23 protein-coding genes are annotated in these 26,679 nt (G+C 64.3%); 4 read left to right on the top strand and 19 right to left on the bottom strand.

Annotated features, from left to right (window positions below; genetic code table 11):
* Window positions 1-33 precede the first annotated feature (33 nt).
* Window positions 34-2,100, bottom strand: coding sequence for a KUP/HAK/KT family potassium transporter (locus EMB92_RS01010; protein WP_150393484.1), 2,067 nt, complete (start codon window positions 2,098-2,100; stop codon window positions 34-36).
* Between the two features lie 312 nt (window positions 2,101-2,412).
* On the opposite strand from EMB92_RS01010, the gene EMB92_RS01005 reads away from it, so the two are divergent.
* Complete coding sequence (locus EMB92_RS01005; protein WP_223847491.1) at window positions 2,413-4,023, top strand: S10 family peptidase; 1,611 nt, start codon at window positions 2,413-2,415, stop codon at window positions 4,021-4,023.
* Window positions 4,024-4,123: 100 nt separating this feature from the next.
* Here the strand turns inward: EMB92_RS01005 and EMB92_RS01000 are convergent, their stop codons facing one another.
* Entirely contained in the window at window positions 4,124-5,053 is a 930-nt protein-coding gene (locus EMB92_RS01000) for a CPBP family glutamic-type intramembrane protease (protein WP_150393483.1), read from the bottom strand.
* A 200-nt stretch (window positions 5,054-5,253) separates the two neighbouring features.
* On the opposite strand from EMB92_RS01000, the gene EMB92_RS00995 reads away from it, so the two are divergent.
* On the top strand, window positions 5,254-6,258 hold the full coding sequence (locus tag EMB92_RS00995) for a cobalt transporter (RefSeq protein ID WP_150393482.1): 1,005 nt from the start codon (window positions 5,254-5,256) through the stop codon (window positions 6,256-6,258).
* A gap of 24 nt (window positions 6,259-6,282) precedes the next feature.
* Here EMB92_RS00995 and EMB92_RS00990 read toward each other — a convergent pair whose 3' ends face one another.
* From EMB92_RS00990 to EMB92_RS00915, 16 genes are all read right to left on the bottom strand, one after another.
* Window positions 6,283-7,200, bottom strand: a complete 918-nt coding sequence (locus EMB92_RS00990; RefSeq protein WP_150393481.1) for a deoxyribonuclease IV — start codon at window positions 7,198-7,200, stop codon at window positions 6,283-6,285.
* A gap of 34 nt (window positions 7,201-7,234) precedes the next feature.
* Window positions 7,235-8,047 (bottom strand): DUF1287 domain-containing protein, encoded by an 813-nt coding sequence (locus EMB92_RS00985; protein WP_150393480.1) that lies wholly within the window; start codon window positions 8,045-8,047, stop codon window positions 7,235-7,237.
* Between the two features lie 24 nt (window positions 8,048-8,071).
* Entirely contained in the window at window positions 8,072-9,655 is a 1,584-nt protein-coding gene (gene trpE, locus EMB92_RS00980) for an anthranilate synthase component I (RefSeq protein WP_150393479.1), read from the bottom strand.
* Entirely contained in the window at window positions 9,652-10,071 is a 420-nt protein-coding gene (gene hisI, locus EMB92_RS00975) for a phosphoribosyl-AMP cyclohydrolase (RefSeq protein ID WP_150393478.1), read from the bottom strand. Before hisI ends, trpE begins: the two co-directional genes overlap by 4 nt.
* 45 nt (window positions 10,072-10,116) lie before the next feature.
* Entirely contained in the window at window positions 10,117-10,887 is a 771-nt protein-coding gene (gene hisF / locus EMB92_RS00970) for an imidazole glycerol phosphate synthase subunit HisF (protein WP_150393477.1), read from the bottom strand.
* Between the two features lie 132 nt (window positions 10,888-11,019).
* Complete coding sequence (gene rlmN, locus EMB92_RS00965) at window positions 11,020-12,216, bottom strand: dual-specificity RNA methyltransferase RlmN (RefSeq protein ID WP_190973506.1); 1,197 nt, start codon at window positions 12,214-12,216, stop codon at window positions 11,020-11,022.
* 70 nt (window positions 12,217-12,286) lie between these two features.
* Window positions 12,287-13,273, bottom strand: a complete 987-nt coding sequence (locus tag EMB92_RS00960) for a phosphatidate cytidylyltransferase (protein ID WP_107044036.1) — start codon at window positions 13,271-13,273, stop codon at window positions 12,287-12,289.
* A gap of 15 nt (window positions 13,274-13,288) precedes the next feature.
* Window positions 13,289-13,843 carry a ribosome recycling factor gene (gene frr, locus EMB92_RS00955; RefSeq protein WP_043164081.1) on the bottom strand — a complete coding sequence of 185 codons (555 nt, stop codon included), beginning with the start codon at window positions 13,841-13,843 and terminating at the stop codon, window positions 13,289-13,291.
* Between the two features lie 104 nt (window positions 13,844-13,947).
* Window positions 13,948-14,697, bottom strand: coding sequence for a UMP kinase (gene pyrH / locus EMB92_RS00950; RefSeq protein ID WP_043164083.1), 750 nt, complete (start codon window positions 14,695-14,697; stop codon window positions 13,948-13,950).
* Window positions 14,698-14,774: 77 nt separating this feature from the next.
* Window positions 14,775-15,761: an aromatic amino acid DMT transporter YddG gene (gene yddG, locus EMB92_RS00945; RefSeq protein ID WP_150393476.1), complete on the bottom strand. Its 987-nt coding sequence runs from the start codon at window positions 15,759-15,761 to the stop codon at window positions 14,775-14,777.
* Between the two features lie 124 nt (window positions 15,762-15,885).
* Window positions 15,886-16,737, bottom strand: a complete 852-nt coding sequence (gene tsf, locus EMB92_RS00940) for a translation elongation factor Ts (RefSeq protein ID WP_150393475.1) — start codon at window positions 16,735-16,737, stop codon at window positions 15,886-15,888.
* A gap of 101 nt (window positions 16,738-16,838) precedes the next feature.
* Window positions 16,839-17,666, bottom strand: a complete 828-nt coding sequence (gene rpsB, locus EMB92_RS00935; RefSeq protein ID WP_043164087.1) for a 30S ribosomal protein S2 — start codon at window positions 17,664-17,666, stop codon at window positions 16,839-16,841.
* A 281-nt stretch (window positions 17,667-17,947) separates the two neighbouring features.
* On the bottom strand, window positions 17,948-18,436 hold the full coding sequence (gene def / locus EMB92_RS00930) for a peptide deformylase (RefSeq protein WP_150393474.1): 489 nt from the start codon (window positions 18,434-18,436) through the stop codon (window positions 17,948-17,950).
* A gap of 5 nt (window positions 18,437-18,441) precedes the next feature.
* Complete coding sequence (locus EMB92_RS00925) at window positions 18,442-20,538, bottom strand: AMP-dependent synthetase/ligase (protein ID WP_150393473.1); 2,097 nt, start codon at window positions 20,536-20,538, stop codon at window positions 18,442-18,444.
* 54 nt (window positions 20,539-20,592) lie between these two features.
* Window positions 20,593-21,213, bottom strand: coding sequence for a hypothetical protein (locus EMB92_RS00920; protein ID WP_140445024.1), 621 nt, complete (start codon window positions 21,211-21,213; stop codon window positions 20,593-20,595).
* 138 nt (window positions 21,214-21,351) lie between these two features.
* On the bottom strand, window positions 21,352-22,479 hold the full coding sequence (locus EMB92_RS00915) for a GuaB3 family IMP dehydrogenase-related protein (RefSeq protein ID WP_150393472.1): 1,128 nt from the start codon (window positions 22,477-22,479) through the stop codon (window positions 21,352-21,354).
* Between the two features lie 148 nt (window positions 22,480-22,627).
* Here EMB92_RS00915 and EMB92_RS00910 point away from each other — a divergent pair, with 148 nt between their 5' ends.
* Both EMB92_RS00910 and EMB92_RS00905 read left to right on the top strand, forming a co-directional pair.
* Window positions 22,628-23,848, top strand: a complete 1,221-nt coding sequence (locus tag EMB92_RS00910) for an NADP-dependent isocitrate dehydrogenase (RefSeq protein ID WP_150393471.1) — start codon at window positions 22,628-22,630, stop codon at window positions 23,846-23,848.
* A gap of 118 nt (window positions 23,849-23,966) precedes the next feature.
* Window positions 23,967-25,661 (top strand): type 1 periplasmic-binding domain-containing protein, encoded by a 1,695-nt coding sequence (locus EMB92_RS00905; protein ID WP_150393470.1) that lies wholly within the window; start codon window positions 23,967-23,969, stop codon window positions 25,659-25,661.
* 45 nt (window positions 25,662-25,706) lie between these two features.
* Here EMB92_RS00905 and era read toward each other — a convergent pair whose 3' ends face one another.
* Window positions 25,707-26,678, bottom strand: a complete 972-nt coding sequence (era, locus tag EMB92_RS00900) for a GTPase Era (RefSeq protein ID WP_223847490.1) — start codon at window positions 26,676-26,678, stop codon at window positions 25,707-25,709.
* Between the last annotated feature and the right edge of the window lies 1 nt (window position 26,679).

Below are 26,679 nucleotides of genomic sequence, written 5' to 3'. Positions count from 1 at the left end.
CGTCATCGGCGCATCATCGGCGGTCCGGACGGGTCACTTCGACGTCTGCGCCGGCTCCCGGACCTTGCCTTCGATGCGTTCCATCGTCATGGGTCTGTCTCCGCCGCTCCATACGGGCACGGTGTCAACGAGCGGATCATTGGTCTCCAATCCGAACCATTCGACCGGCCGGCTGACGGCGCGTTTGATCCATTGATAGCTGCGCACCAGCGTACGGTCCGAGTCCGGCAGGGACGATTCCGGGCTGACCACGCGATGCATGAGCACGTATCTGACGCTGCCGATGCCGAGGCGTTCGTTCCTATTGGCCAGCTTGGGCCATTGCGGTTCGATGCGGTTGATCTCGCCGCGGGAAAGCATGTTCGCCATGATGGCGTCCATGTACTGCCTCAGATAGAACTGAGGCTCCTTGTATCCGAGGATGATGATCACGCGATGCAGGTTCTGGCCGTAGGAGACGACCTTCCACCGGCGTTCGAACGGACGTTCGGACTGGATGAGGGTGACGATCCAGTAGGCATGGCCGCGATGATGGGTCATGCTGGCGGCCACGTCCTTCTCGACCTCCTTCATGCTCGGATCCGCGGTCAGGTACACGAGGTTGTCGGCCACCAGATCACGCCGCTTGTCCGCCATGGCGGCGGTGAGGATATGCGACAGATCCTCTGCGTGCACGTGCCCCCGGTCGGACGCCTCCAGCTGGCTACCACGCGAGCAGATGTGGAATACGCCGAACAGCACGCCCCAGATGAGCACCGTGATGTATCCGCCCTCCATGAACTTGGCCGCCGCGGCGGACAGGAACAGCAGCTCGATCGCCCCGAACAGCACGCATGAGACGACGGCGCTCAGCCGTTTGCCCCTGACACGCCACAGGAACTCGAACAGCAGCACGGTGATCATGAGCATCGCGACGGTCAGCGCCAGACCGTAGGCCGCCTCCATGGCCGACGAGGACCTGAAGTACAGCACCACGACGATGGTGAGCCCCGCGAGCAGCGCACAGGCGGAGGGAATGTAGATCTGCCCCTTGCTCACGCCCGGATAGCGCATGTTGAGACGCGGAAGCCAGTTCAGACCATCCGCCGCGGCGGTCAGGGTGAACGCGCCGGAGATCAGAGCCTGCGAGGCGATGACGCCGGCCGTCAGGGCGAGCACCACGCCGAACGGGCGGACCTGTTCGGGGATGATCTGGAAGAACGGGGCGGCGTCGGAGACGTTAGCGCGATGACCTTCCAGCATCCACGCGCCCTGACCGAAATAGGAGCAGATCAGCGTCAGGTTCACCAACGGCCAGCTGGCGCGGATGTTGCCGCGGCCCACATGGCCCATGTCCGCATACAGCGCCTCGGCGCCGGTCAACGCGAGGAACACGCTGCCCATGAGCGCCACTCCGGCCTTGTTCTCATGGGAGAACAGGAATCGGATGCCGATCGTCGGATCGAGCGCCTGGACCACGGTCCAGTCCCGGGTGACGATGTTCATGACGCCGATCACGGCGATGAACGTGAACCATACGGTCATGATCGGCCCGAACAGCGAACCGAGCCGGTTCGTTCCGGCATGCTGGCTCAGGAACAGCACGGCGATGATGGCGATGGCGATCATCACCGACAGCTCCTCGGACCAGTAGACGCTGCCGCCTATCGCGGGGATCGACGCGAGTCCCTCGACGGCGGAGGTGATGCTCACCGCGGGCGTGAACACGCTATCGGCGAGGAACGCCGCCGCGCCGATCATGGCGAACGGTGCCGCCTGCCTCCAATACCGGCGCACCGCGGCGAACAGGGCGAACACGCCTCCCTCGCCGTCGTTGTCGGCGTTCATCACGGTCCACACGTATTTGATGGAGACGACCAGCAGCATGAACCAGAACACCAGCGACAGCGATCCCAGGATCTGGAATCGGTCGAGCCGTCCGCCCTGGGCGAGCATCAGCGCCTTCGGCGCATAGATCGGACTTGTGCCCAGATCGCCATAGACGATGCCGACCGCGATGAGCATGCCGGCGGGCGTGGCCCTGTCGAACGGCTTCCTCTCCTGTCTCTCCCTCTTTCCCCTATTGCCTGTGACAGGATGTTGTCGAATGACACCCAGCATTGCTCATTCTCCTTCGGCCGATTCGGCCCGACGCATCAATATGCCATCCGCACCGAACGAACCCCAATGGGGCGGATGACATCCAGCGCCATATTGTAGACGCACCTGACCATCCCGCCTTCGACAGGTCGACGGGTGTCCACCAAGCGCGTCGCGCCACGAGCTTCGCATCCATCCGGCATATGCCCACCCGCATCGTCGCCGAAATCACGCATCCGGCGGAATCATGCGCCTATAGTTGTCGGCTAACGGCGCATCGTCCCGATACGCGCCCGGAATGATCGAACCGCCGACCGTAAGGAAAGGACAACCATGACCGACGCCAACGAAACCGGCGTGGCGCGCATGAGCGCCAACATTGCAGAGCCATCGACGAACCAGACGGGAACGAAGCCTGCCGTCCCCGCTGGAAGACAGCTGCCGGAGCCCTGCGAGAAGACCACGTTCCACAGCATGCAGGCCGAGGGTCACGAGATCCGCTACGCCGCGAAGGTTGGCACGATCCTCATCGACACGCCCAAGGTCAAGCCGGCCGCCAGCGTCTTCTACACCTCGTTCGAACTGCTCGACGCCAACGACAGGGTCAACCCCGACCGTCCGGTCACCTTCATCTTCAACGGCGGTCCGGGCTCGTCCACCACGTTCCTGCTCATGGGGTCGATCGCCCCGAAGCGCATCGACGTGCCGGACGCAGCCCCCGTGCCCGCGGCGCCCTATCATCTGGCTGACAACCCGCATACGCTGCTGCCGGCCTCCGACCTCGTGTTCATCGACGCGCCCGGCGCCGGCTTCTCCGAGATCCTCGACGCCGCCAAGCCGGAACTGTGGTCGGTGGACGGAGACGTGGCCGGTTTCAGCGCGTTCATCCGGGCCTACCTGAGCAGCCACCACCGCTGGAACTCCCCCAAGTACGTGCTCGGCGAATCCTACGGCACGACCCGAGGCGCCGCTCTCGCCTATCGTCTTCAGCAGGACGGGGTCGCCCTGAACGGCCTGACCCTCATCTCGAACATCCTCGACTACGCGTACACCCTCGATACGTCCGACCAGTTCTATGTCGGCTACTTCCCCACCTTCGCGTCGGTCGCCAGATATCACGGCCGTGCGGCGAATGACGTGGAGCTCGCCGCGCATCTCGAGGCGGCGCGTGCATTCGCGAACGGCCCGCTGCGTCTCGCATTGGCCGCGGGGGCTTCCCTGCCCGACGACGTCAAGCGTCAGGTCGCCGAACGCTATGCCGAGCTGACCGGTCTGAACGCAAAGTACGTGTACGACTCCGACCTGCGCGTGGTCGACATGCGCTTCCGCAAGGAGCTGCTGCGCGACGAGGGCAGGATCGTCGGCCGCTACGATGGACGCGTGGCCGGATACGACCTCGACCGGATGAACGATGAGGAGACGTTCGTCGTGGACGACGCGTTCCTCGATCCGGCGTATTCGAGCCTCGCCAACGCGTACCTGCGCGACGAGCTCGGCTGGGACAGGAAGCCCGAGCGCGTCGGATTCGCCGACTTCGACTGGAACGCCACCACCCCCGGCAAGGGCTGGACGTGGTGGCACAAGCAGCCCGACATGACCAAGTCGTCGTGGGGGCAGAACATCCCGTTCCCGAACGTGGTGCCGGATCTCGCCGCCGCGATCGCCCATCAGCCGACGCTCAAGGTGCTTATCGGCAACGGCGTCTACGACCTGTGCACGCCGTTCTTCCAGACCGAATACGACATCGACCATCTGGGACTGCCGAAGCCGTTGCAGGGCAATGTGGCATTCACCTACTACCCCGCCGGCCACATGCTGTACTCGTCCGAGCCAAGCCTCGCCAAGTTCTCCGACGACCTGAAGCGCTTCTATGCCGCCGACGTCGCGGGTCTGCGCGCGATCGACGAGCGGCCGTCCGTCTCCGTTCCCGGCATCCAGCTGTGATCGGAAGCCGGTTGACGATCAAATAATGATCAACGTGCTGTTGATTTAAGTGTGCGTCATTGAACGACACGTTGTTCAATGACGCACATGCCGCGGTGGTTTAGCGATGCCGCAGCAGTTCCCGCACTGTCATGATGCAGAACGCGACCGCCCATACCACCGGCATCGCCATGATGGAGAAGGCAAGAACGCGTGGCCATGAGGAGCCGGCCACGCCGGTGAGATTGGTCATGGCGGTCGAGACGTCGTACATGCCGTGGGCCACGATCAGCGGCGTGATCATGCCCATCCGGCGGTACAGCAGCACCGCGAGCACTGGCCAGACGGCGATGGCGAACGCGGCCCATCCGTAGTAGAGGTGGAACGGCACGCGCAGTCCGACCGCGACGCACGTGACCAGCCACCACGGAGCTCCCGCATAACGCAGACCGATCACGACGATGCCGAGCAGCACCAGTTCCTCGGTCGGACCGGCGAGGAACATGTTGATGCAGTAGAGCATCGCCGCAAGATCGTTCTCGTAACGGGCGGCGAACGGATAGTCGTAGAACGGCGTACGGATGATCGCGGAGACGAGATCGATCGAGGCGAATCCGGCGAGCATGCACCAGCAGTAGGCGAAACCGGTACGCCACCAACGCCGCCACCGCAGGGCCGAGCCGGTTCCGGTCAGGGACCGCCCATCCGGAACGAACACGAATCCGCATGCGCGCCATCGAAGAAGCAGAAACACCATTGCGGCGACGCTGGTCAACAGCAGGTTGTCGATCAGATGCCGACTCTGCCCATACACGGTGACCATCCCGGGTCTGGCTGGTCCCGCGCCCCCGGTCAGATCGCGGATCGCGACCTGAATCCCGTCACCCCAGCCGTATGCGTATAGCGGCGCAATGCACAGACAGACGATGACGGCCGTGATCGCACGGTGCCGCTCGACGGGACACACCCGTTCGTCCAGCGCATTCGATTGCGCGAAACCCTGCGCGAACTGCGATGGAACAGTCCGCCACCATGCCATGTGATCCGCCATGCCAGCCACTCTACGTCCATGTACGTCCGTTCGTCCACACACGACGCGAAGCCGATCACGCAAAGAAGGCGACGACGAATCAGGGAACATTTCAGGGCTCTCCCCGATGCCCCTGATGACGATTCACACACACCGATCTGCGATAATGCCAAGGAGAACACCGACCGGAGAACTATCGCGATCGAAAGACGGGAGACTGGATGGCTCGGAACGAGGCGAACACGGGACATACACAGACGGCACGAAACACCGTCCTTGCCGCAATCGCGATCATCTGCGTGCTCGCACTCGCCTTCATGGCCGTCTTCGTGTGGTCCCGTTCCGGATCGACCCGTCAGACCGCATCCAAGCCGGCGGACTACTGCATGACCACGACGTCATCGGGCAGCTATCCCCTGAGCCTCACGCAGACGCGCAACGCCTCGCATATCACCGCGATCGCCATAGGCCGCGGGCTTCCCGACCATGCGGCCACGGTGGCGATCGCAACGGCCATGCAGGAGTCGAAGCTCGTCAATCTCGACTACGGAGACCGTGATTCGGTGGGCCTGTTCCAGCAGCGTCCGAGTCAGGGATGGGGCACGATCGAACAGCTGATGGACGAGACGTATGCGACGAACGCCTTCTACGACGGACTGGTGAAGGTCGCGAACTGGCAGACGATCCCCGTGGAGGACGCCGCACAGGCGGTACAGCGATCCGGATATCCGGACCTGTACGCGCAGTGGGACGGCATGGCCCGCGCGTGGGCGTCCGCCATGACCGGCGAGGTAGCGGCCGGCATCACCTGTTCGATCCATTCACGTTCCACAGCCGATCCCGATGGTCTGGTCTCGGCGTTTCGCACTCTGTTCCCCTCGATCACGATCGTTCGTTCACTGGGACTTGACGACGATTCGGACTCATCCGGCTCATCGGATTCGTCGAATCACGCTTCAACCTCGAACTCCGCGAATTCCGACGACTCCTCCACAGCCGATCAGCCATCGACGGTCGAGACGACTCTCACATTCACGCTTCCGGCGGGCTTGTCGACGACCGAGACGAAGAGACGGGGCTGGCAGGCGGCGACCTGGCTGATCGCCCATGCGCAGCAGTACGGCATAGACGCCATCCACGCGAACGGCATGGAATGGACACGCAAGACCGGCTCCTGGTCCGGCACCGAGGCGGCGGAGCAAACGCTGACGGCGACGTTCCAGTGACGGCACCGTTCCGATCGCGTACTGCTAGCGGCGCAGACCGCGCAGCAGCGCGATCTCCTCCCGGTGCGTGGTCTCGGTGATCTCCTTGGTCTCGAGGATCATCGGCAGTCGGGCCATGCGCGGATCGTTGACGAGCCGCGTGAAGAACGGGACGCCCAGCTTACCTTCGCCGATGTTGGCGTGGCGGTCCTTATGCGATCCCAGTCCGAACTGGGAGTCGTTCGCATGGATGGCCTTCACCCGATCGAACCCGATGACCTCGTCAAGCGAGGCCATCACGCCGTCGTAGTCGTCGAGCAGATCATAGCCCGCATCGAACACATGGCAGGTGTCGAATGTGATGCCCACACGGCCGCGCACAGCGGGGTCGACGCCGTCGATGATCGTGCGCAACTCCTCGAAGGTGCGACCGCATTCGGTGCCCTTGCCGGCCATGGTCTCCAACAGGATCATGACGCTGGCGGAGGCATCCGTCTCATCCATCTCATCCGCCAACAGCTCGAACACCCGGTTCAGTCCCTCGGCGATGAGCCGGCACCCGGTCTCCGCTCCCTGCCCGACATGCGCACCGGGATGGATGTTGAGATACGTCTCCTGGCCTGCCGCACGAATCGCCCCGAGCAGCGTCATGTCCTCGACGAGCGCCTGAATGGCGAATTCACGTTTTGCTGGATCCTTGCCGGCGAGATTGTACACGTAGGGCGCGTGTACGACCAACGGACCATAGTCCTCGGTCTTGAGCGTGCGTCCGAACTCCCCCGCACCCGCGGGATCGAGTGCCTTGGAACGCTTGCCGTACGGCGAACGAGGGAAGAACGCGAACGCGCTGCCGCCCTCGTCATGCGAACGTTTGATGAGGGCTTTCCAACCGCCCGCCGTGGACAGATGGGAGCCTATATACAGCACGTCGCCGCGCTGCTCCGGATCATCATGCACACCCATATGTGATTTCCCCTTTCCCTTCGTCATGATCTCGTCATTCATGCCACGCCCTGAGCACCGACTGCGGCACCTTGGAGGCGTCGAACCGGTAGTGTCCGGTGACGGTCATGTGCTTCCTGAACGCCAGATAGTCGTTCTCACGCTGATGCTGTCCCATGTTGTGCAATACGTATGCGATGCCGTTGCGGTCCCGTTTGTCGGAGACCACGCCGATGTGTCTGACGTTCTGGAAGACGACGATGTCGCCTCCCTGCCACGCCTCATGGTCGGTCGGATCGAGGGTGAGGCGCTGACCATACCTGGAAAGGAAGACGTCGAGCACGCCGGTACGTCGGAAGTCGATGTTCGGATCCGGCTTCGGCACAACCGCACGATAGGCGGCCGGATCGGAGGCGACATCGGCATCGACCATGGCCTTGAGATCGTAGCCGGCGGCACGGAACGCACGCCACACCAGATCGGTGCAGGCGCCCCGGTCCGCCGGTGGATATCCGCCCTGATAGTAGCCGTCATCATAGGTGGGGCGGGCTTCGGCGTCGGCGCGGGCACCGGAGACGATATCGGCGTAGTCGTCGACGCCGTTGGCGTTGAAGTCGACGGGACTGACCACCTTCGGATATCGTCGTGCCGCCTCATCCGACGGCATCACGTCACCGGATGAGGCGGATCCGTCGGACGATGAGCCGGTCGACGACTCTCGTGACGACGCGGTGGACAGGGCGATCCGCCCGATGGTCTGCCACGGCAGTCCGCCAAGCTGGCGCACGGAAAGCACTCCCCCGGCGACGAACGCGACAAGCAGCACGCCGACGATGAGAGCGCAGAGCACCTTGTTCCTACGCTTCATGACGCCGACTATAGCGCCGTGGATTCACAGTTCGCGCAGCTGCGCGGCGATCTGCACGGATTCGACGCTGGCCTCGGCCTTGTTGCGGGTCTCCTGCCATTCGTTGGCGGGCACGGAGTCGAGCACGATGCCGGCGCCGGCCTGCACGCTCGCTTCATGATCGCGCAGGAACGCGGTGCGGATGGCGATGGCCATGTCCATGTTGCCGGAGAAATCGAAATAGCCGACGGTGCCGCCGTAGATGCCGCGGTCGGCCACCTCAAGCTCGTCGATGATCTCGACCGCGCGCGGCTTGGGGGCGCCGGAGAGCGTGCCGGCCGGGAACGCGGATTTGAACACGTCGAACGCGGTCAGCGACGGGTCGACCCTGCCGGTGACCGTCGAGCAGATGTGCATGATGTGGCTGAATCGCTTGATGTCCATGAGCTGGACGACCTCGACGGACTGCGGAACGCACACCTTGCTCAGGTCGTTGCGCGACAGGTCGACGAGCATGATGTGCTCGCTGCGCTCCTTGGGATCGGCGAGCAGCTCCTTGGCGAGCTTCTCGTCCTCCTCCGGGGTGGCGCCGCGCGGGCGGGAGCCTGCGATCGGGAAGGTCATCGCATGTCCGTTGTCGACCTTGATGAGGGTCTCCGGGCTGGATCCGATGACGTTGAAGTCCCGGCCCTCGGCGTCGGTGAGCGCCATGAAGTACATGTACGGGCTCGGATTCAGGGTGCGCAGCACGCGGTACACGTCAAACGGGTCCGCCGGAGAATCGATGTCGAGACGCTGGGAGATGACCACCTGGAACACGTCGCCGTCGACGATGTGCTTCTTGGCGGCCTCGACGGCCTGCTCGTACCGGCTTTTCTCGGTGCGGAACCGCAGCTGCGGCTGCGGTCTCGACGGGTCGAGCGCATTGACGCGCGCCTCACCGGGGGTCGGTGTGGAGGCGTCGACCTGCATGCGCTCCAGACGCGCGATGGCCTCGTCGTAGGCGACGTCGGCGCGCGTGGGCTTGTCGTCCACGTTGATCGCGTTGGCGATGAGCCACACGGACCCGGAGACGTGATCGACGACGGCGATGTCGGTGGCGAGGGCGAGCACCATCTGCGGCTGGCCGGTCTCGTCCGGGGCCTCGGCGCGCAGCGTGGGCTCCCAGTGGCGGATCGCGTCCCAGCCGACGGTACCGACCAGACCGGAGGTGAGATTCGGCAGACCGTCGACGTGCGGAGCCTTCAACGCCTTCAACGTGGCGTGGGCGACCTCCACCACATCACCGTGTGTCGGCACGCCGGCGGGTACGGTGCCGAGCCAGTCGGCGTTGCCGTCCTTGTCGGCACGCAGCTGCGCCATCGAATTGACGCCGATGAAGCTGTAACGGCTCCACGTGCCGCCGTATTCGGCGGATTCGAGGATGAATGTGCCCGAACGGCCGTTGGCGAGACGCTCGTAGAAGCCGACCGGAGTGAGCGAGTCGGCGAGCAGCCGGCGCACGATCGGGATGACGCGGTACCCCTCATCGGCAAGACGGTGGAACTGCTCGCGCGACGGCCATGTGCCGCCCCAGTTGAGTCCCCTGACGCTGTTCTCGTCGCCGACGGTTTCGGTGTTTCCGCTCATCGATCCTCCTCCTGCTTCCGCTCCTGCTCCACGGTGCGATGCCCTTCGACGACCGGCAGCGGACCACCCTCGAGGAAGCAGCTGCGCTTGCCGGTGTGGCATGCGGCCCCCACCTGATCGACCTCGACGAGCAGTGCGTCGCCGTCGCAATCGAGCGAGACCCCCTTGACGTACTGCACGTGGCCGGAGGTGTCGCCCTTGCGCCAGTATTCCTGACGGGAGCGGGACCAGAAGGTCACGCGTCCGGTGGTGAGCGTGCGGCGCAGCGCCTCGTCGTTCATGTACCCGACCATGAGCACCTCGCGGGTGTCGTACTGCTGGATCACGGCGGCCACGAGACCCGTCGCGTCGCGCTTGAGACGGTCCGCGATGCGCGGGTCGAGTTCGGTTGAATTGTCGTAGGTGATGTCTGTCATATGTCCTTGTCTGCCTTTGGAAACCTGATAATCCGAAGAGCCGCTCTAGCGCACGGTGTAGCCGTGGCGCTTGAGCTCGGCCTTGACGTCGGCGATGGTCATGATGCCGAAGTGGAAGACCGATGCGGCGAGCACCGCATTCGCGCCGGCCTCGATGGCGGGCGGGAAGTCCTCGACCTTGCCGGCGCCGCCGGAGGCGATGATCGGAATGCTGACCTCCTTGCGCACGGCGCGGATCATTTCGAGGTCGAAGCCCTGCTTGGTGCCGTCGGCGTCCATTGAGTTCAGGAGGATCTCACCGGCGCCGAGCTGCTCGGCCCGCTTGACCCACCAGATGGCGTCGATGCCGGTGGACTTGCGCCCGCCCATCGTGGTGACCTCGAAGCCGGACTGCGTATGCTGCTCGCCCTTCTCGCGACGTGCGTCGACGGAGAGCACGAGGACCTGGTTGCCGAAGCGTTCGGCGACCCTGCTGATCATAGTGGGATCGTTGATGGCGGCAGTGTTGACGCCCACCTTGTCCGCTCCGCAGCGCAGCAGGGAGTCGACGTCCTCGGGAGTGCGCACGCCGCCGCCGACGGTCATCGGGATGAAGACCTGCTCGGCGGTGCGGCTGACGACGTCGACCATCGTGCCACGATGGGAGCTGGAGGCGGTCACATCGAGGAACGTCAGCTCGTCGGCGCCCTGCCGGTAGTATTCGGCGGCAAGCTCCACCGGGTCGCCGGCATCCTTGAGATTCTCGAAATGCACGCCCTTGACCACTCGTCCGGCATCGACGTCCAGGCACGGGATGACTCGAACCGCCAGCGTCATACTTCACTCCCCTTTGCTTTGCGAGGCTTTCGTTACAGATGTCAAGGCTAGTGGCGAAGCGTTACATCGTCATCGCGCGTCTCGCTATGCTGACTCGCGGCTGACTCGCGACGACGATCATCCGATTCGGTCTCACGACCGACGCTCGAACGCCTCCCTGGTCTTGGCGGCGAGCTGTCCGCAGGCGCCGTCGATGTCCTGACCACGGGTGTCGCGCAATGTGGCGGTGATGCCGGCTGCGTGCAGGATATCGAGGAACCGTGCCTCGTCCTCGGGTTTGGAGGCGGTCCAGCGAGAACCCTCGATCGGATTGAGCGGGATCGGGTTGACATGCGCCCAGTTGTCGCCGTAGTGGTTGAGCCGCTTGGCGAGGAGCTTGGCGTGCTCGGCCTGGTCGTTGATGCCTCGCATCAGCGCGTATTCGATGCTGACGCGGCGCTTGGAGGCAAGGAAGTAGTCATGCGCGGCGTCGAGCACTTCAGTGGTGTTGAAACGCTTGTTCATCGGCACGAGCTCGTCGCGCAGCTCGTCGCTCGGCGCGTGCAGCGACACCGCCAGACGCACCGGAAGCCCCTCGGCGGTGAGCTTTTTGATGCCGGGGACGACGCCCACGGTGGAGACGGTGATGTTGCGTGCGGAAATGCCGAACCCCTCGGGCGGCATGGCGGAGATCTGACGTACGGCGGAGATCACGGATCGGTAGTTGCCCATCGGCTCGCCCATGCCCATGAACACGATGTTGCTCAGACGCCCGGGTCCTCCGGCGACCTCGCCGTCGCGCATCATGCGTGCGGCGACACGCACCTGTTCAAGGATCTCACCCGCGGACATGTTGCGGGTGAGACCGAGCTTGCCCGTGGCGCAGAACGGGCAGCCCATGCCGCAGCCCACCTGGCTGGAGATGCACAGCGTGGTGCGCGTCGGATAGCGCATGAGCACGGATTCGATATGGGAGCCGTCGAACAGACGCCACAGGGTCTTGATGGTGGTGCCTTCGTCGGCCACCTGCCTGGTGACCTCATGGATGAGTTCGGGGAAGAACGCGGCGGCAGCCTCGTCGCGTTTGGCGGCGGGGAAATCGGTGAACTCGGCGGCGTTGACGTCGAAGTGGCCGTAGTAGTGGTTGGCGAGCTGCTTGACGCGGAACTTCGGCAGCCCCAGTTCGGCGGCCCTGGCGATCCGCTCCTCGCCGGTCATATCAGTGAAATGCAGCGGTGGTTTGCCGCGCCGGGCGTGGTCCTTGGAAAGCACGTCGCGGAACGCGCCGGTGGTGCCACCGGGGGTGATGCCCGTCTCGGGAGTGTCATGATGCTGATCGTCAATGGCCATGTCGGTCCTTGGATGTTCCTTTCGTAAGGCCTTGCAGTCAAGTGGCCAAACCAATGTCAACGGTTCGCCGTTACAGGCCGGTGAACCACAGCAGGATGCAGGTGAAGGGAGCGGCCATCAGGATCGAGTCGACGCGATCCATGACTCCGCCGTGTCCCTTGAGCAGGTGACCCATATCCTTGATGCCGAGATCGCGCTTGATCATCGAGGCGCACAGGTCGCCGAACGTGCCGGTCACGCCGACGAGTACGCCGGAGACGATCGGCACCCACCATTTGGCGGCCCATACGTCGGGGGTGTAGGTGAAGAACATGACGGCGAACGCCCCGGCCATGGCGAACAGGATCGAGCCCGCCAGACCCTCCCAGCTCTTCTTCGGGGAGATGCGCGGGGAGAGCTTGTGCCTGCCCAGCCATGCGCCGGCGAACAGGCCTCCGGTATCGGACAGCGCCGGCAGGAACACCAGCATGATCGCATGGGCGACGGGGTGACCGTGGAAGGTCAGCGGGATGATGATGCAGGAGGCGAGCACCGGGATGTAGAGCACCGTGAGCACGGAGACCGCCACATGGCTGAGCCTCGAATGATGCTGTTCGCCGCCGTCGTGGTTGAACGACGATTCAAGGCGCGCCCCCGCCTCGGTGCTGGACAGCTTGTTCGCGACGGCGAGCGACAGACGATTGCTGAAGCTCAGCTTGGCCGTGGCGGACATGGCCACGAGCATGATCGACGCCATGGCACACAGCGCCATGGCCACCACATGCAGTGGCGAGAAGTATGCGGCGAAGAGGGTGATGGCCGAGCAGATCCACAGCATGACCACGGGTATATGCAGACCGACCGTCGCGAAGTCGACGCGCAGCTCCCACAGGGCCAGCACCATGAACACGACGACCAACGCCACGAACAGGTCGATGTTGATGAGCAGTGCGGCGAGAATGACGGCGATGAGCAGCACGGCCGTGCCGATCGCCTGGGGCATGTTGCGCCCGGTCTTCTTGTTGATCTCGTCGAGCGCGACCTCGGCCTCTTCGTGGAGTTGTTCGTTGCGTTCCATGGGTGTGTCGGAGGTTCAGACCTCCATGATCTCCTTCTGCTTGGTCTCGAGCAGGGCATCGATCTCGTCGGTGATGGACTTGGTGACCTTGTCGAGGTCCTTGAGCAGACGATCGCCCTCGTCCTCGCCCAGATCGCCGTCCTTGACGGACTTGTCGATGCCTTCCTTGGTCTTGCGGCGGATGTTGCGCACGGCGACCTTGCCGTCCTCGGCCTTGGACTTGGCGAGCTTGACGTACTCCTTGCGGCGGTCCTCGGTGAGTTCCGGCATGGTCAGGCGGATGACGTTGCCGTCACGGTTCGGGCTGATGCCGAGATCCGAGTTGCGGATCGCCTTCTCGACGGCGCCGGCCTGGGATGCGTCGAACGGGGTGACGGACAGGGTGCGCGGTTCGGGAACGCCGATGGAGGCGACGGCCTTGATCGGCGTCGGGGCGCCGTAGTAGTCGACCATGATGCCGTTGAGCAGCGCCGGGTTGGCACGGCCGGTGCGGATGCCCGCAAAGTTCTCCTTGGTGTTCTCCACCGTCTTGGCCATCTGTTCCTTGGCCTGATCGATGACGTTTGCCATGTGTGTTCTCCTTAAGCTAGAGCTTGTGTGCTGTCTGTTCTTCCACGAACGGTTCAGACGAACGGTTTCGTCTTTCGATTGTAGATGCCCGAGGTGGCCGCGGGTCAGTCCGCCACGCGCGATTCGGCGGTGGACACGAGCGTGCCGATCTCCTCGCCGAGCAGGGCGCGGGTGACGTTGCCCGGCTCCTCGAGTCCGAACACGCGGATGCGCTTCTTGTTGTCGCGCGCCATGGACAGTGCGGAGGCATCCATTACGGCGAGGTTGTCGACGAGGGCGCGGTTGTAGCTCAGCGTCTCGAAGCGCTTGGCGTTCGGATCCTTGCGCGGATCGGCGGTGTACACGCCGTCGACGCCGTTCTTGCCCATGACGACCTCATCGCAGTGGATCTCGAGGGATCGCTGGATGGAGACGGTATCGGTGGAGAAGTACGGCATGCCGGCGCCGGCACCGAAGATGACCACACGGCCCTTCTCGAGATGACGGATGGCCTTGAGCGGGATGTACGGCTCGGCGACCTGACCCATCGTGATGGCGGTCTGCACGCGGGTGGCCTGTCCCTCCTGCTCGAGGAAGTCCTGCAGGGCGAGGCAGTTCATCACGGTGCCGAGCATGCCCATGTAGTCGCCGCGGGAGCGGTCGATGCCGGCCTGCTGGAGTTCGGCGCCGCGGAAGAAGTTGCCGCCGCCGGTCACGATGGCGACCTGCACGCCCTGACGCACCGCCGGGACGATCTCCTCGGCGATGCGACGGATCACCGAGGTGTCGATGCCTACCTTGCCGCCGCCGAACGCCTCTCCGGACAGCTTGAGGAGAACCCTGCGCGGTTTGTCTTTTGCATCGTTGCCAGTCATGGAACACCCTTTCGTTCTCGGGTCCGAGTCCGGTGCCGGCCGGGACCCACGAAAATTACCGTCTAACAGGTTATCCGCTATTCGCGACAGGCGCCCGGCCGATCGGCGTCCGAGGTTCCGGGACGGTTGCGCGTCGAGCGTGCGGCGAGCCAGTTGAGCACCGATCCGGAGACCACCAGCATGGTTCCGAACCAGAACGGCAGCGAGAGCGCCAGACCGAGGATCAGCGAGCTGGCCGCCACGGAGAGCACCGGGGTCGCGTAGGATGCGATGGCTAGGGTCCTGAGGCTGCCATGCAGGATGCCGTACCCCCAGCAGGCGTAGCCGCCGGCGATGACCACTGCGCATCCGAGGACGGCGAGCCAGTCGATGACGCCTGGCATCGCGGCGGGAAGTCCCTGACCGGACATGAAGTGGATGATCCACAGCGCGATGGCCACCCCGGGGAAGAACACGGACGTGCCGTCGAGTCCGCCGGACAGCGTCGGGGTGATGACCGCGTACACGGACCATGCGGATGCCCCGAGGAACGCAAGCAGATACGGCAGCGGATTGTCCGCGACATGGCCCACCGCGGCCGTGAAATCGAGCCCGCTGTTGCCGCCGACCGCAAGAGCCACGCCGATGGTGGCGACCACGGCGCCGGGGATGGCCCGCCATACGGCCCCCTTGACCCGCGGCTTGGTGATGCCGGCGGAGAGCAGCACCATCATCGTGGGCCACAGATAGTTGACGAGACTGACCTCGACCGATTGCGCTGCGGTGGACGCCAGTCCGATCGACAGGGAGATCGACGACTCGTAGAAGACGAACAGTGCGCCGCCGATCGCGAGATAGCGTCTGGGATAGTCCCTCAACGGCGCGGGACGATGGAAGACGAGCAGCAGCACGACGCCGACGGTGTAGATCATCGCCGATCCGAGCGTGGCGCCGAACGATTCCGCGACGATGCGTACGAGTGCGGTCATCATGCTCCACAGCAGGAGGGCCGAGAGCCCCACCGCCGTGGCTCTGGTTGCGGGCACGTATCTGAAGCCACGCCCCTTTGTCGATTGACGATTCATGTCGTTTCTCTCTTGGTGTCGTTCGTCGTTCGTGCTTCCCGTATCTTCCCGTAGTACGGCAAGCGGCCGTGCGCCACGCATGGAAACGTGGTGCACGGCCGCTCACGGACGGGATGACGAAGGATCAGTCCTCTTCGCCCTTGCCGACCTCGATGCGGGCGAAGGCCAGAGCCTTGCCGCCGACCTCTTCGAACAGCTTGCCGACGTTCTTGGACGGATCCTTGACGAACGGCTGCTCGAGCAGGACGACCTCCTTGTAGAAGGCGTTGAGACGACCCTCGACGATCTTCGGAACGATCTTCTCCGGCTTGCCTTCGGCGAGGGACTTCTCGGTGGCGACACGACGCTCGGACTCGACGACATCAGCCGGAACGTCCTCACGGGTCAGCCACTTGGCGCCCATCGCGGAGATCTGCAGAGCGGCCTCGTGCGCGACGGCGGCACCGGCCTTGTCGGTGGCGATCATCGCGACGATGCTCGGCGGCATCTCGGCGGACTTCTTGTGGGCGTAGATCTCGACGTGCTCGCCGGAGATCTTCGCGAACTGGCCGACCTTGACGTGCTCGCCGAACAGGGCGGCAGCTTCCTCGATGGCCTCCTTGACGGTCTCGTCACCGGCCTTGGCGGCCAGCAGCTCGTCGGCGTTGTTCGCGTCGGCGGCCACGGCGTAGCCGAGGATGGTGTCGGCGAACTCGACGAACTTCGGGGTCTTGGCCACGAAGTCGGTCTCGGAGTTCAGCTCGACCGCGTAGCCGGTCTCGCCGTTAGCGCCCTCGACGACCTTGGAGGCGATGGTGCCCTCCTGAGCCTTGCGGCCCTCACGCTTGCCGGCGGCGGCGATACCCTTGGCACGGATGATCTCCTTGGCGCGCGCGACGTCGCCTTCGGCCTCGGTCAGGGCCTTCTTGACGTCGAGCATGCCGGCGCCGGTGTCCTCACGAACCTGCTTGATCAGAGCGGCGGTAATTGCTGCCATGAAACTATCTCCTTGAGATGAAACTCGATTGTGTACTCCTAGAATCGGAGGTGCAATCCTTGTCGCACCTCCGATTCTAGCGTCTACCGGTCCCTAACGGGTCACTCGGCCTTGGCTTCGCCTTCGGCGGACTCGGCCGGAGCCTCGGTCGCGGCGGCGTCCTGGTTCTCCAGCAGGTCCTTCTCCCAAGCGGCCATCGGCTGCTCGGCGGACTCGGACTCGTCCTTGGCGGCCTTGCCGGAACGCTCCAGCAGACCCTCGGCGACGGCGTCGGCCATCAGGGTGGTCAGCAGCTCGATGCCGCGAATGGCGTCATCGTTGGCCGGAATCGGGTACTCGACGGACTCCGGGTCGGTGTTGGTGTCGACGATGGCGACGACCGGGATGCCCAGCTTGTGGGCCTCCTCGACGGCCAGCGCCTCCTTGTTGATGTCGACGACGAACATCGCGGACGGGGTGCGGCCCATGTTGCGGATGCCGCCCAGCTGCTTCTCCAGCTTGTCCTTCTCGCGCTCGAGCAGGAGCAGCTCCTTCTTGGTCAGGCCGGAGCCGTGCACGTCGGAGAAGTCCATCTCCTCGAGCTCCTTGAGGCGGGCGACGCGCTTGGAGACGGTCTGGAAGTTGGTCAGCATGCCGCCGAGCCAGCGCTCGGAGACATACGGCATGTTCACGCGGGTGGCCTGGGCGGAGACGGCCTCCTGAGCCTGCTTCTTGGTGCCGACGAAGAGCACGGTGCCGTTGTGGGCGACCGTGGTCTTGATGAAGTCGTACGCCTTGTCGATCATCTCGAGCGACTTGAACAGGTTGATGATGTGGATGCCGTTGCGCTGGGTGAGGATGAACTGCTTCATCTTCGGGTTCCAGCGGCGGGTCTGGTGGCCGAAGTGCAGGCCGGCCTTCAGCATTTCGCTCATAGTGATCTGAGCCATGGTGATACACCTTTCTTGTCGGTTATTGCCTGGTCATGCGCACCCGGGTGCAGCCGTTCCCCCGATTGACACGGGGTCGGGCCGACCGACACGGGCCGTCGCGAGCATGACGCGAATTCTTGGTGCGCCGGTTGACGATAATGGGTGGCTCGGAACGCCTGCGACTGCGTTCGTTGCCGGTTGGCACACAAATTTTTAGGATACCACGTGGCATGGAAAAGGCCTGCGCGACGACGAGCATGCGTCACACAGGCCTTTGTCGGCGTCGGCTTATCGCCTGATCACTTGGTGGTGTGCTCGCGCATGTACTTCAGCGCGGCGCGTCGTTCCGCCTTCTCGAGACGGTCGAGATAGACGTGTCCGTCGAGGTGGTCGGTCTCGTGCTGGAGCATGCGGCCCATCAGCCCGCTGCCCTCGAGCACGATCTCCTTGCCGTTAAGATCGATGCCCCTGACGCGCGCGTAGTCGGCGCGGCGGGTCTTGTACCACAGGCCGGGCACGGACAGGCACCCCTCGTCACCGTACTGCTCCCCTCGGGTCTCCTCGAGCACCGGATTGAGGATGTATCCGATCTTCCCGTCGATGTTGTAGGAGAAGGCTCGCAGGCTCACGCCGATCTGGTTGGCGGACAGGCCGGCGCGGCCGGGATCGTTCACCGTCTCCAGCAGGTCGTCCACCAGCCGGCGCACGGCCGGGGTGATCTCGCGGATCTCATCGCAGGGCGTGCGCAGCACGGGATCTGGTACGATGCGAATCTCTCGGATGGCCAATGCTTTCAGTTCTCCTTGTCCTCGTCATGACCGTCGGCACGGTCGTCGGCACGGTCGGTCCGCTCGGAGCCGTCGGTCTGATCGGCTTCGGCTCCCGGGTCCTCGCGCTTGATTCTCTCGGATACGCTAGCAATGGAATCCGACACGTTCTCCTTGGCCTGCTCGTAGGCGGAGCGCAGGGCCTTCGGGTTGACGTTCTCGGAGGCCTGCTTGACGGTCTCGGCGGTACGCTTGACCGATTCGGTGGTCCTGTCGAGGATGCGCACGGTGGCGGGCAGCGGCTTGGAGGCGCCGCGCGGCGCGTAGATCTCGCCGTCGATGATGCTCTCGTAGCGCTTGAGTACCTTCGGGCGCACGACCTTGAGGCTCGGGGTCAGCGTGCCGTCCTCCTGGGTGAATGCCTCGTCGAGCACGACGAACTTGCGCACGGACTCGGCGCGGGAGACGTTCGCGTTGGCCTTGTCGACGTACTGCTGGATGTAGGCGCGCACCGCGTCGTTGGCCGCGATCTCGTCCATCGGGGCCTCGCGGTCGAGTCCCTGCGAGGCGAGCCAGGAACGGGTCATCTCCTCGTCGAGCTCGATCAGCGCGGAGATGAACGGCTTGCCGTCGCCCACGACGACCGCATGGTCGACGATCGGGCAGGTGGCGATGACCTCCTCCATCGGCGCGGGGCTGACGTTCTTGCCTCCGGCCGTGATGATGATGTCCTTCTTGCGGCCGGTGATGTACACGAAGCCGTCGTCGTCGATGGTGCCGAGGTCGCCGGTGCGGATCCAGCCGTCGGCGGTCTTGACCTGAGCGGTCAGATCGGGCTGCTTGTAGTAGCCGAGGAACACGTTCGGGCCGGTGAGCAGCAGCTCGCCGTCCTCGTCCTGCCTCACGCCCATGCCGGGGCCGGGCTTGCCCACCGATCCGACCCGGTTTGCGTCCTGCCAGTTGACCATCATCGGAGCCGCGGTTTCGGTCATGCCGTAGCCCTGGATGAAGGTGATGCCGTCCATGCCGTTGAAGAAGTGCGCCAGATCGGCGTTGAGGGGCGCGCCGCCGCAGGCGAGCCAGGCGAGGTTCGGGCCCAGTGCCGAACGCACCGACTTGCCGACCGTGGACATGAAGAACGAGTGCTGCATGCGGGCGATCAGCGAGTGTCCGTGTCCCTCCTGCTCGTCCTTGGACCACTGCACGAAATGACGGTATGCGGCGGCGAACACGCGACCGGCGATGCCGTTGCCGGCCTTCTGTGAGGCGGCGTTGTACACCTTCTCGAACACGCGCGGCACGCCGAGCAGATACGTGGGCTTGAACGAGCGCAGATCGGCGAGCAGATGCTTGGCGCCCGGGATGTAGCCGACCACGCCGTGTCCGCCGACGGCCACGTACTGGATGTAGCGGGCGAAGCAATGGGCCAGCGGCAGGAACAGCAGCAGACGGTTCGGCTCGTAGAGCATCTCGTCAAGGATGATGTAGCCGTTCTTGACGATGTGGACGAAATTGCGGTTGGACAGCATCGCGCCCTTGGGTTTGCCGGTCGATCCGGAGGTGTAGACGATGGTCGACATGTCGTCGGCCTTCACGCGGGCGATGGCCTCGTCGAGCTCGTCGTCGGGCACGTGCGCGCCGAAGTCGGCGACGGCGTCGAGTCCTGCGGCCCTGAAGTTGAAGATGTACTTGAGGTCCTTCACCTGATCGCGCACCTGCTCGAGGGTCTGCGCGTGCTGGTGGTCGCCGGCGAACGCGATCAGCGGCGCCGTATCCATGATGATGGAGGCGGCCTGCCGCTCCGAGTCGGTCTCGTAGATCGGGACGCTGACCGCGCCGATCGCGGCGCAGGCGAAATCGACGACTCCCCACTCGTAGCAGGTGGCCGAGTAGATCGCCACCATCGTTCCCGGACGGACGCCGAGTCCGATCAGGCCCTTGGCCACTTCGCGCACGCGTGCGAGCATCGACGCGGCGGAGACGGTGTGCCAGACACGCTCGTCGTCCTGGTACTCGGCGATGTCGCCGTCGGGTTCGGATGCCGCTCTGTCGGCGAGCAGCGAGAAGATCGTGTCGCCGTCGCCGGTCACATATTCGGGGTCGGAGATGTATTCACGCAACATAAGGCTCAACTATACCCGCTATGCCTGTATTTCACCGCCTGATCGGCGGCCTGCCTAACCCATGTCCACGACGACGCACATCCATCTGCATCCGATGCGTCTGAGTGCGACGGTCGACCAGTAGACCGTGCCGCCCACGGAGATCTTGATGACCATCTCGACGCTCGTCTCGTTGACTAGGGTGCCGGAGACGTCATGCGGCACCACGGGAAGACAGCGCATCCGCGCGCGCAACTCGAGGTTTTTCCTCAGCTGGCTGTCCACCAGGAAGGCGAGGGTCTCGATCCGTTTGAGACACGGCGCGGTCACGGCGCGCTTCAGCGCGGACGGGGCGAGCTTGCCGCGGATCACATCGGCCGTCAGACATGCGATCCTGCAGGCCGAAACCGCCAGTGCATGGCATTCGCGCTCCCCCATCACGCCGTCCTCGGTGGCCACGATGCGATACGGCACCGCATCCGCCCCGAGCTCGACGTAGATGGACCCCTCGTATACGGGCAGATTCTGCTCGGTGCGCGATGGCGCCCCGTCACCATCGGACGATTCGTAGGCGTTACCGCTGGTCTCGGACCGCCATGCGTCGCGCGCGCCGTTTATCGACCGGCGCGTGACGCCATCGCGCTCCGTGCCGTCCGTGCCGTTCATATCGCCGTCGATGTCGTTCGTGCCGGTCATGGGGACTCCTTCATCCGTTTTCGCGATTTGCGTTTCGCGATTCAGCTCATCACGACGAAGTCCCCGCGTCAACGACGCGGGGACCCGATGTGATGACTGTGGATGATCCGGTGGATGACCGGCTACACGCCCGACGGCTCAGCGACGGCCGCTGTAGGGCGCCACGACCACGCCGCAGCGCTGGAAGCTCTTGATGTCGACGTAGCCGGTGGACGCCATCGCACGCCGCAGCGCACCGATGAAGTTGGTGGTGCCGTCGGCGGTGTGGCTCGGTCCGAACAGGATCTGCTCGAGCGGGGCCACGGTTCCGACATCCGTACGGTAGCCGCGCGGCAGCGTCTGGTGACGCGCCTCGGCGCCCCAGTGCTTGCCCCTGCCCGGAGCCTCGGTGGCGCGCGCCAGCGGGGCTCCCAGCATGACGGCGTCCGCGCCCAGGGCGAGCGCCTTGACGAAGCTGCCGGAATCGCCCATGCCGCCGTCGGCGATGAGCTGGACGTAGCGGCCGCCGGACTCGTCCATGTAGTCGCGGCGGGCCTCGGCCACGTCGGCGATGGCGGTGGCCATCGGGGCCTCGACGCCGATGGTGTTGCGGGTGGCGGAGACGGCGCCTCCGCCGAATCCGACGAGCACGCCGGCGGCTCCGGTGCGCATCAGGTGCAGCGCCGCCGTGTAGTTGGCCGCGCCGCCGACGATGACCGGCACATCGAGATCGTAGATGAACTGCTTGAGGTTGAGCGGCTCATGGTCCTGCGAGACGTGCTCGGCGGAGACCACGGTGCCGCGGATGACGAACAGGTCGACGCCCGCATCGACCACCGTCGAATAGAACTGCTGCGTGCGCTGCGGGGAGAGCGCACCGGCAACGGTGACGCCCGCATCGCGGATCTCGTGCAGGCGCTGGGTGATCAGCTCCGCCTTGATCGGCTCGGCGTAGATCTCCTGGATGCGCTTGGTCGAGGTCTCGGCCGGCAGCTCGGAGATCTCCTCCAGCAGCGGCGTCGGATCGTCGTAGCGGGTCCACAGACCCTCGAGGTCGAGCACGCCGAGCGCGCCGAGCCTACCCATCGCGATCGCCGTGGCGGGGCTCGTCACCGAGTCCATCGGCGCGCCGACGACCGGCACGTCGAACTCATAGGCGTCCACCTGCCAAGCGGTGGAGACGTCCTGGGGATCGCGGGTCCTGCGGGAGGGAACGATGGAGACATCGTCCAGAGAGTAGGCCAGACGGCCCTTCTTGCCCAAACCGATTTCAATTTCCTGAGACATATCTCCCGAGAATAATGCGCGGGTATGACGGCGAGTTACGGCGCCCGCGGGCGCATTTCGCCGCATCTCACATTTTCGAACGCCCGCTTTCGCCGTTACATGGATGAGATATGAATGATCACGTTCTTTTCAACCGTCAGGAGGAAGCATGGCCAAAATCAAGGTCGAAGGCACAGTCGTCGAGCTCGACGGCGACGAAATGACCCGCGTCATCTGGAAGGACATCAAGGATCGTCTGATCCTGCCCTACCTCGATGTGGATCTCGATTACTACGATCTGGGCATCGAGAACCGCGACGCCACCGACGATCAGGTCACCATCGACGCGGCCAACGCCATCAAGCGCGAGCACGTGGGCGTCAAGTGCGCCACCATCACCCCAGACGAGGCACGCGTCAAGGAATTCGGTCTGAAGAAGATGTGGAAGTCCCCCAACGGCACGATCCGCAACATCCTGGGCGGCACCATCTTCCGCGAGCCGATCGTGATGAGCAACGTGCCGCGCCTCGTCCCCGGATGGACCAAGCCGATCGTCGTGGCCCGCCACGCCTTCGGCGACCAGTACAAGGCCACCGACTTCAAGGTGCCGGGAGCCGGACGTCTGACCGTCACGTTCACCCCCGAGGACGGCTCCGAGCCGATCGAGCACGTGGTCTACGACTACGGCGCGGACGGCGGCGTGGCCCAGGTGCAGTACAACGTCAACGATTCGATCAGGGGCTTCGCCCGCGCCTGCTTCAACTACGGTCTCATGCGCCACTACCCGGTGTACCTGTCCACGAAGAACACGATCCTCAAGGCGTACGACGGACAGTTCAAGGACATCTTCGCCGAGGTGTACGAGACCGAGTACAAGGAGAAGTTCGAGGCCGAGGGACTGACGTACGAGCATCGCCTCATCGACGACATGGTCGCCAGCTCCCTCAAGTGGCATGGCGGATACATCTGGGCCTGCAAGAACTACGACGGCGACGTCCAGTCCGATTCCGTGGCGCAGGGCTTCGGCTCGCTGGGCCTCATGACCTCCGTGCTCATGACTCCGGACGGACAGACCGTCGAGGCCGAGGCGGCGCACGGCACCGTGACCCGCCACTACCGCCGCTGGCTCAAGGGCGAGAAGACCTCCACGAACCCGATCGCCTCGATCTTCGCCTGGACCGGCGGCCTCAAGCACCGCGCGGACCTCGACAACACCCCTGAGGTCCGTCACTTCGCCGAGACGCTCGAGAAGACGATCGTCGACACCGTCGAGGGCGGCCAGATGACCAAGGACCTCGCCATGCTCATCGGTCCCGACCAGCCGTGGCTCGACACCGAGGGATTCATGAACGCGCTCGACGAGAACCTCGCCAAGGCGCTTGCCGAATGATCCGATGAGACCCAGAGTCCAGCCCGTATTCCCGTTTCCTAGGGAGGGGCTACTACAATCGAGGCGAAGATCGAAAAGATCGCAAGCATCGTCCGTCGATTGAAAGGATCCCCGCCCCATGGCCACAAGCCGCAGCCACATCGCAGTACGACTGATCGCCATGGCGGCGGGGATCTCTTTGCTGTTCGCCTCCGGAGCGTGCTCGACCGGCTCCGAGAATGACGTGAATGCGAACGGCGCCACGACCGTCACCACATCCAAGACCACCGCGGGAACGGTGGCCATCTTCACCCCATCGGACGGCATCACCATCTCCCAGCGCACACCGCTCAACAAATGGGCGAAGCTCACGCCGCAGATCACCGAGGAACTGATCGGCCAGGGGGTCCGCAAGGACGCGATCGAGAAGACCACCTCCGACAGTCTCGACCAGCAGAGCCATGACGTGCAGGACTGGATCGTCGATCACATGACCGCCAGCCAGGACTCCTCGGACGGCGGCAACGACAGCTCCGACCCCTCGCATACGACGATCATCGTCGCGCCGGTGGTCGACGCCGACCCCTCCACCCGCCAGTACGGCGATTACGTCACGCAGCCCACCGATTCCTCGGATTCGACGGATGCCGGTTCCTTCGATTCCTCCGCAGGGGACACCGACGAGCAGGACGCCTATGATCGTCTCGATGCTGCGCTCAAACTGGCAAAGGACGCCGGCATGCATGTGGTGTTGCTGTCCAACGGCGTCGACGGATTCTCCCCCGACGCATTCGTCCGATTCTCCACGGCCGAGCAGATCGGCGCACTCCAGGCGACCAAGCTCATCGCCAAACTCGATCTGGACAAGGCCAGCAAGGACAACCCCAAGGCGATCGAGGTGCTGATCCCCTACTCCGCATCAGGCGACGAGCAGGCGAACGAGGCGGGATCCGGTTCGAAGTCCGATGCGGCGTCCGAAACGAAGAGCGATGAAACCGATGGGGACGAGACGACGCAGTTCGACGACGCGTTCGCTCGTGCCGCGTTCGCCGGCATGTGGAGGATACTTAAGCCCTATTTCAACCAGGGCAAGGCGTACAGCCCGTCCGGTCTGCTCGATAAGAACACCAAGGACTCCGATTGGCGTGCCGTCGCCGTCCCCGCGGACGACGAGAAGCACATCGCCGCCGCACTGGACGAGCGCCTTCCCATCGAGAAGAAGAACGATGCGGGCACGACGTATACGAAGGTCGATGGCATCATCGCGATGAACGACTATGTGGCCTCGGTCGTGACCGATGAGCTCGCCTCGCTCGGCTATACGGGTTCGGCGGCGGACATCAACCCGTCGATCACGATTTCCGGCATCGTGGGCAACATCACCGGCAAGAAGGATCTGCAGCGGGGCAAAGTGCCTGATCCGGCGAAGGCTCCGGACGCCGATGGTGAATCCGCCGGAAACGACGACACGGATTCGTCCGACTCCACGCAGGATCCGAACGCCGACGACGAATCGGATTCCCGCTGGCCCATCGTCACCGGATTCGGCGGTTACGTGGACACCATTCCGCAGGTCGTCAACGGCAAGCAGTGGATGACCGGGCTGGAGAACCGCAATGCCCTCGCCGCCGATATCGCCGAGACGACCGTTCGCCTCAACCGCGGGGAATCCCTCGCGGATCTCAAGTACATCACCAAGGAGCTCGTGCCCGGATCGTCCTCGAAGACCAAGGTGAACACGATCAGAGAGGACGCCCTGTCCGTGAGCGCCTACAATCTCAAGACGGTGCTCATTGACCCAGGCTACATCACCATGGCCGATGCCGGCCTGTGACGTGGAGGACGGTCGAGCGGTCGATAGGCAAACAGGTCAGACAGATCAGAAGCCGAGGCGTTCGAGCTTCTTGGGGTCGGACTGCCATCCCTTGGCGACCTTGACATGCAGGTCCAGTCTGGCCTTGCAGCCGACGATACGGTTGACCGGCGTGCGCAGCCTCTTCTTGACGGCGGTCAGATGCTCGGCGCCGCGGCCGATGATGATCGGCTTCTGGGAGTCTCGCTCCACGTAGATCGAGACATGCACCTCGGCCTTGCCGTCATAGGTCTCGCCGGTTTCGTTGTCCTGCGGGTATTCGATCGAATCGACCACGACGGCCAGTGAGTGCGGCAGCTCGTCGTCCAGCTGCTCGAGGAACGCGCCTCGGATGAGCTCGGCGATGGTCTCCTCCGGGCGTTCCTCGCTGACCTGATCCGCCGGATACATCTGCGGGCCTTCGGGCATGTGCTCGATGAGCACGTTGCGCACCTCGTCGAGGTTGTCGTGCTCCAGGGCGCTCACGGGCACGATGTCCGCGAAATCGGCGAACTCGTTGATCTCGATGAGTTTGGCGACCAACTGCTCGCGGGACAGCTCGTCGATCTTGGTGACGATGGCGATCAGCGGGATCTTCCACGCAAACGTGCCGTCATCCCTCTTGACGGCGAAGTCGGAACGCAGACGCGACAGAATGCGCTTGTCTCCGGGGCCGATCTCCTGATCGGCGGGCAGCAGGAACGCCACCTCGTCCACGTCGGACAGGCTTTCGTCGACGATGTCGTTGAGACGCTGGCCGAGCAGAGTGCGCGGACGGTGGATGCCGGGGGTGTCGACGAGCACCAGCTGTGCGTGATCGGTGGTGAGAATGCCGCGGATGGCCTTGCGCGTGGTCTCCGGACGTGATGACGCGATGGCGATCTGCGTGCCGATCAGCGCGTTGATCAGTGTGGATTTACCTACGTTCGGTCGTCCGACGACCGCCACGAAGCCGGAACGGTACGGCTGTTCGGTTGCAGTGGTTGCTGTTTCGCTCATA

It is taken from the genome of Bifidobacterium callitrichos, assembly GCF_008698085.1.
GTDB lineage: Bacteria > Actinomycetota > Actinomycetes > Actinomycetales > Bifidobacteriaceae > Bifidobacterium > Bifidobacterium callitrichos.
Note: the sequence above shows the minus strand (reverse complement) of the source record. Positions and strands in the feature narration are given on the sequence as shown.

What these genes read in the sequence shown, in the direction of transcription:
- EMB92_RS01010 (WP_150393484.1), bottom strand. Translation starts at nt 2,100, where the DNA reads ATGCTGGGTGTCATTCGACAACATCCTGTCACAGGCAATAGGGGAAAG.
- EMB92_RS01005 (WP_223847491.1), top strand. Translation starts at nt 2,413, where the DNA reads ATGACCGACGCCAACGAAACCGGCGTGGCGCGCATGAGCGCCAACATT.
- EMB92_RS01000 (WP_150393483.1), bottom strand. Translation starts at nt 5,053, where the DNA reads ATGGCGGATCACATGGCATGGTGGCGGACTGTTCCATCGCAGTTCGCG.
- EMB92_RS00995 (WP_150393482.1), top strand. Translation starts at nt 5,254, where the DNA reads ATGGCTCGGAACGAGGCGAACACGGGACATACACAGACGGCACGAAAC.
- EMB92_RS00990 (WP_150393481.1), bottom strand. Translation starts at nt 7,200, where the DNA reads ATGGGTGTGCATGATGATCCGGAGCAGCGCGGCGACGTGCTGTATATA.
- EMB92_RS00985 (WP_150393480.1), bottom strand. Translation starts at nt 8,047, where the DNA reads ATGAAGCGTAGGAACAAGGTGCTCTGCGCTCTCATCGTCGGCGTGCTG.
- trpE (WP_150393479.1), bottom strand. Translation starts at nt 9,655, where the DNA reads ATGAGCGGAAACACCGAAACCGTCGGCGACGAGAACAGCGTCAGGGGA.
- hisI (WP_150393478.1), bottom strand. Translation starts at nt 10,071, where the DNA reads ATGACAGACATCACCTACGACAATTCAACCGAACTCGACCCGCGCATC.
- hisF (WP_150393477.1), bottom strand. Translation starts at nt 10,887, where the DNA reads ATGACGCTGGCGGTTCGAGTCATCCCGTGCCTGGACGTCGATGCCGGA.
- rlmN (WP_190973506.1), bottom strand. Translation starts at nt 12,216, where the DNA reads ATGGCCATTGACGATCAGCATCATGACACTCCCGAGACGGGCATCACC.
- EMB92_RS00960 (WP_107044036.1), bottom strand. Translation starts at nt 13,273, where the DNA reads ATGGAACGCAACGAACAACTCCACGAAGAGGCCGAGGTCGCGCTCGAC.
- frr (WP_043164081.1), bottom strand. Translation starts at nt 13,843, where the DNA reads ATGGCAAACGTCATCGATCAGGCCAAGGAACAGATGGCCAAGACGGTG.
- pyrH (WP_043164083.1), bottom strand. Translation starts at nt 14,697, where the DNA reads ATGACTGGCAACGATGCAAAAGACAAACCGCGCAGGGTTCTCCTCAAG.
- yddG (WP_150393476.1), bottom strand. Translation starts at nt 15,761, where the DNA reads ATGAATCGTCAATCGACAAAGGGGCGTGGCTTCAGATACGTGCCCGCA.
- tsf (WP_150393475.1), bottom strand. Translation starts at nt 16,737, where the DNA reads ATGGCAGCAATTACCGCCGCTCTGATCAAGCAGGTTCGTGAGGACACC.
- rpsB (WP_043164087.1), bottom strand. Translation starts at nt 17,666, where the DNA reads ATGGCTCAGATCACTATGAGCGAAATGCTGAAGGCCGGCCTGCACTTC.
- EMB92_RS00925 (WP_150393473.1), bottom strand. Translation starts at nt 20,538, where the DNA reads ATGTTGCGTGAATACATCTCCGACCCCGAATATGTGACCGGCGACGGC.
- EMB92_RS00920 (WP_140445024.1), bottom strand. Translation starts at nt 21,213, where the DNA reads ATGACCGGCACGAACGACATCGACGGCGATATGAACGGCACGGACGGC.
- EMB92_RS00915 (WP_150393472.1), bottom strand. Translation starts at nt 22,479, where the DNA reads ATGTCTCAGGAAATTGAAATCGGTTTGGGCAAGAAGGGCCGTCTGGCC.
- EMB92_RS00910 (WP_150393471.1), top strand. Translation starts at nt 22,628, where the DNA reads ATGGCCAAAATCAAGGTCGAAGGCACAGTCGTCGAGCTCGACGGCGAC.
- EMB92_RS00905 (WP_150393470.1), top strand. Translation starts at nt 23,967, where the DNA reads ATGGCCACAAGCCGCAGCCACATCGCAGTACGACTGATCGCCATGGCG.
- era (WP_223847490.1), bottom strand. Translation starts at nt 26,678, where the DNA reads ATGAGCGAAACAGCAACCACTGCAACCGAACAGCCGTACCGTTCCGGC.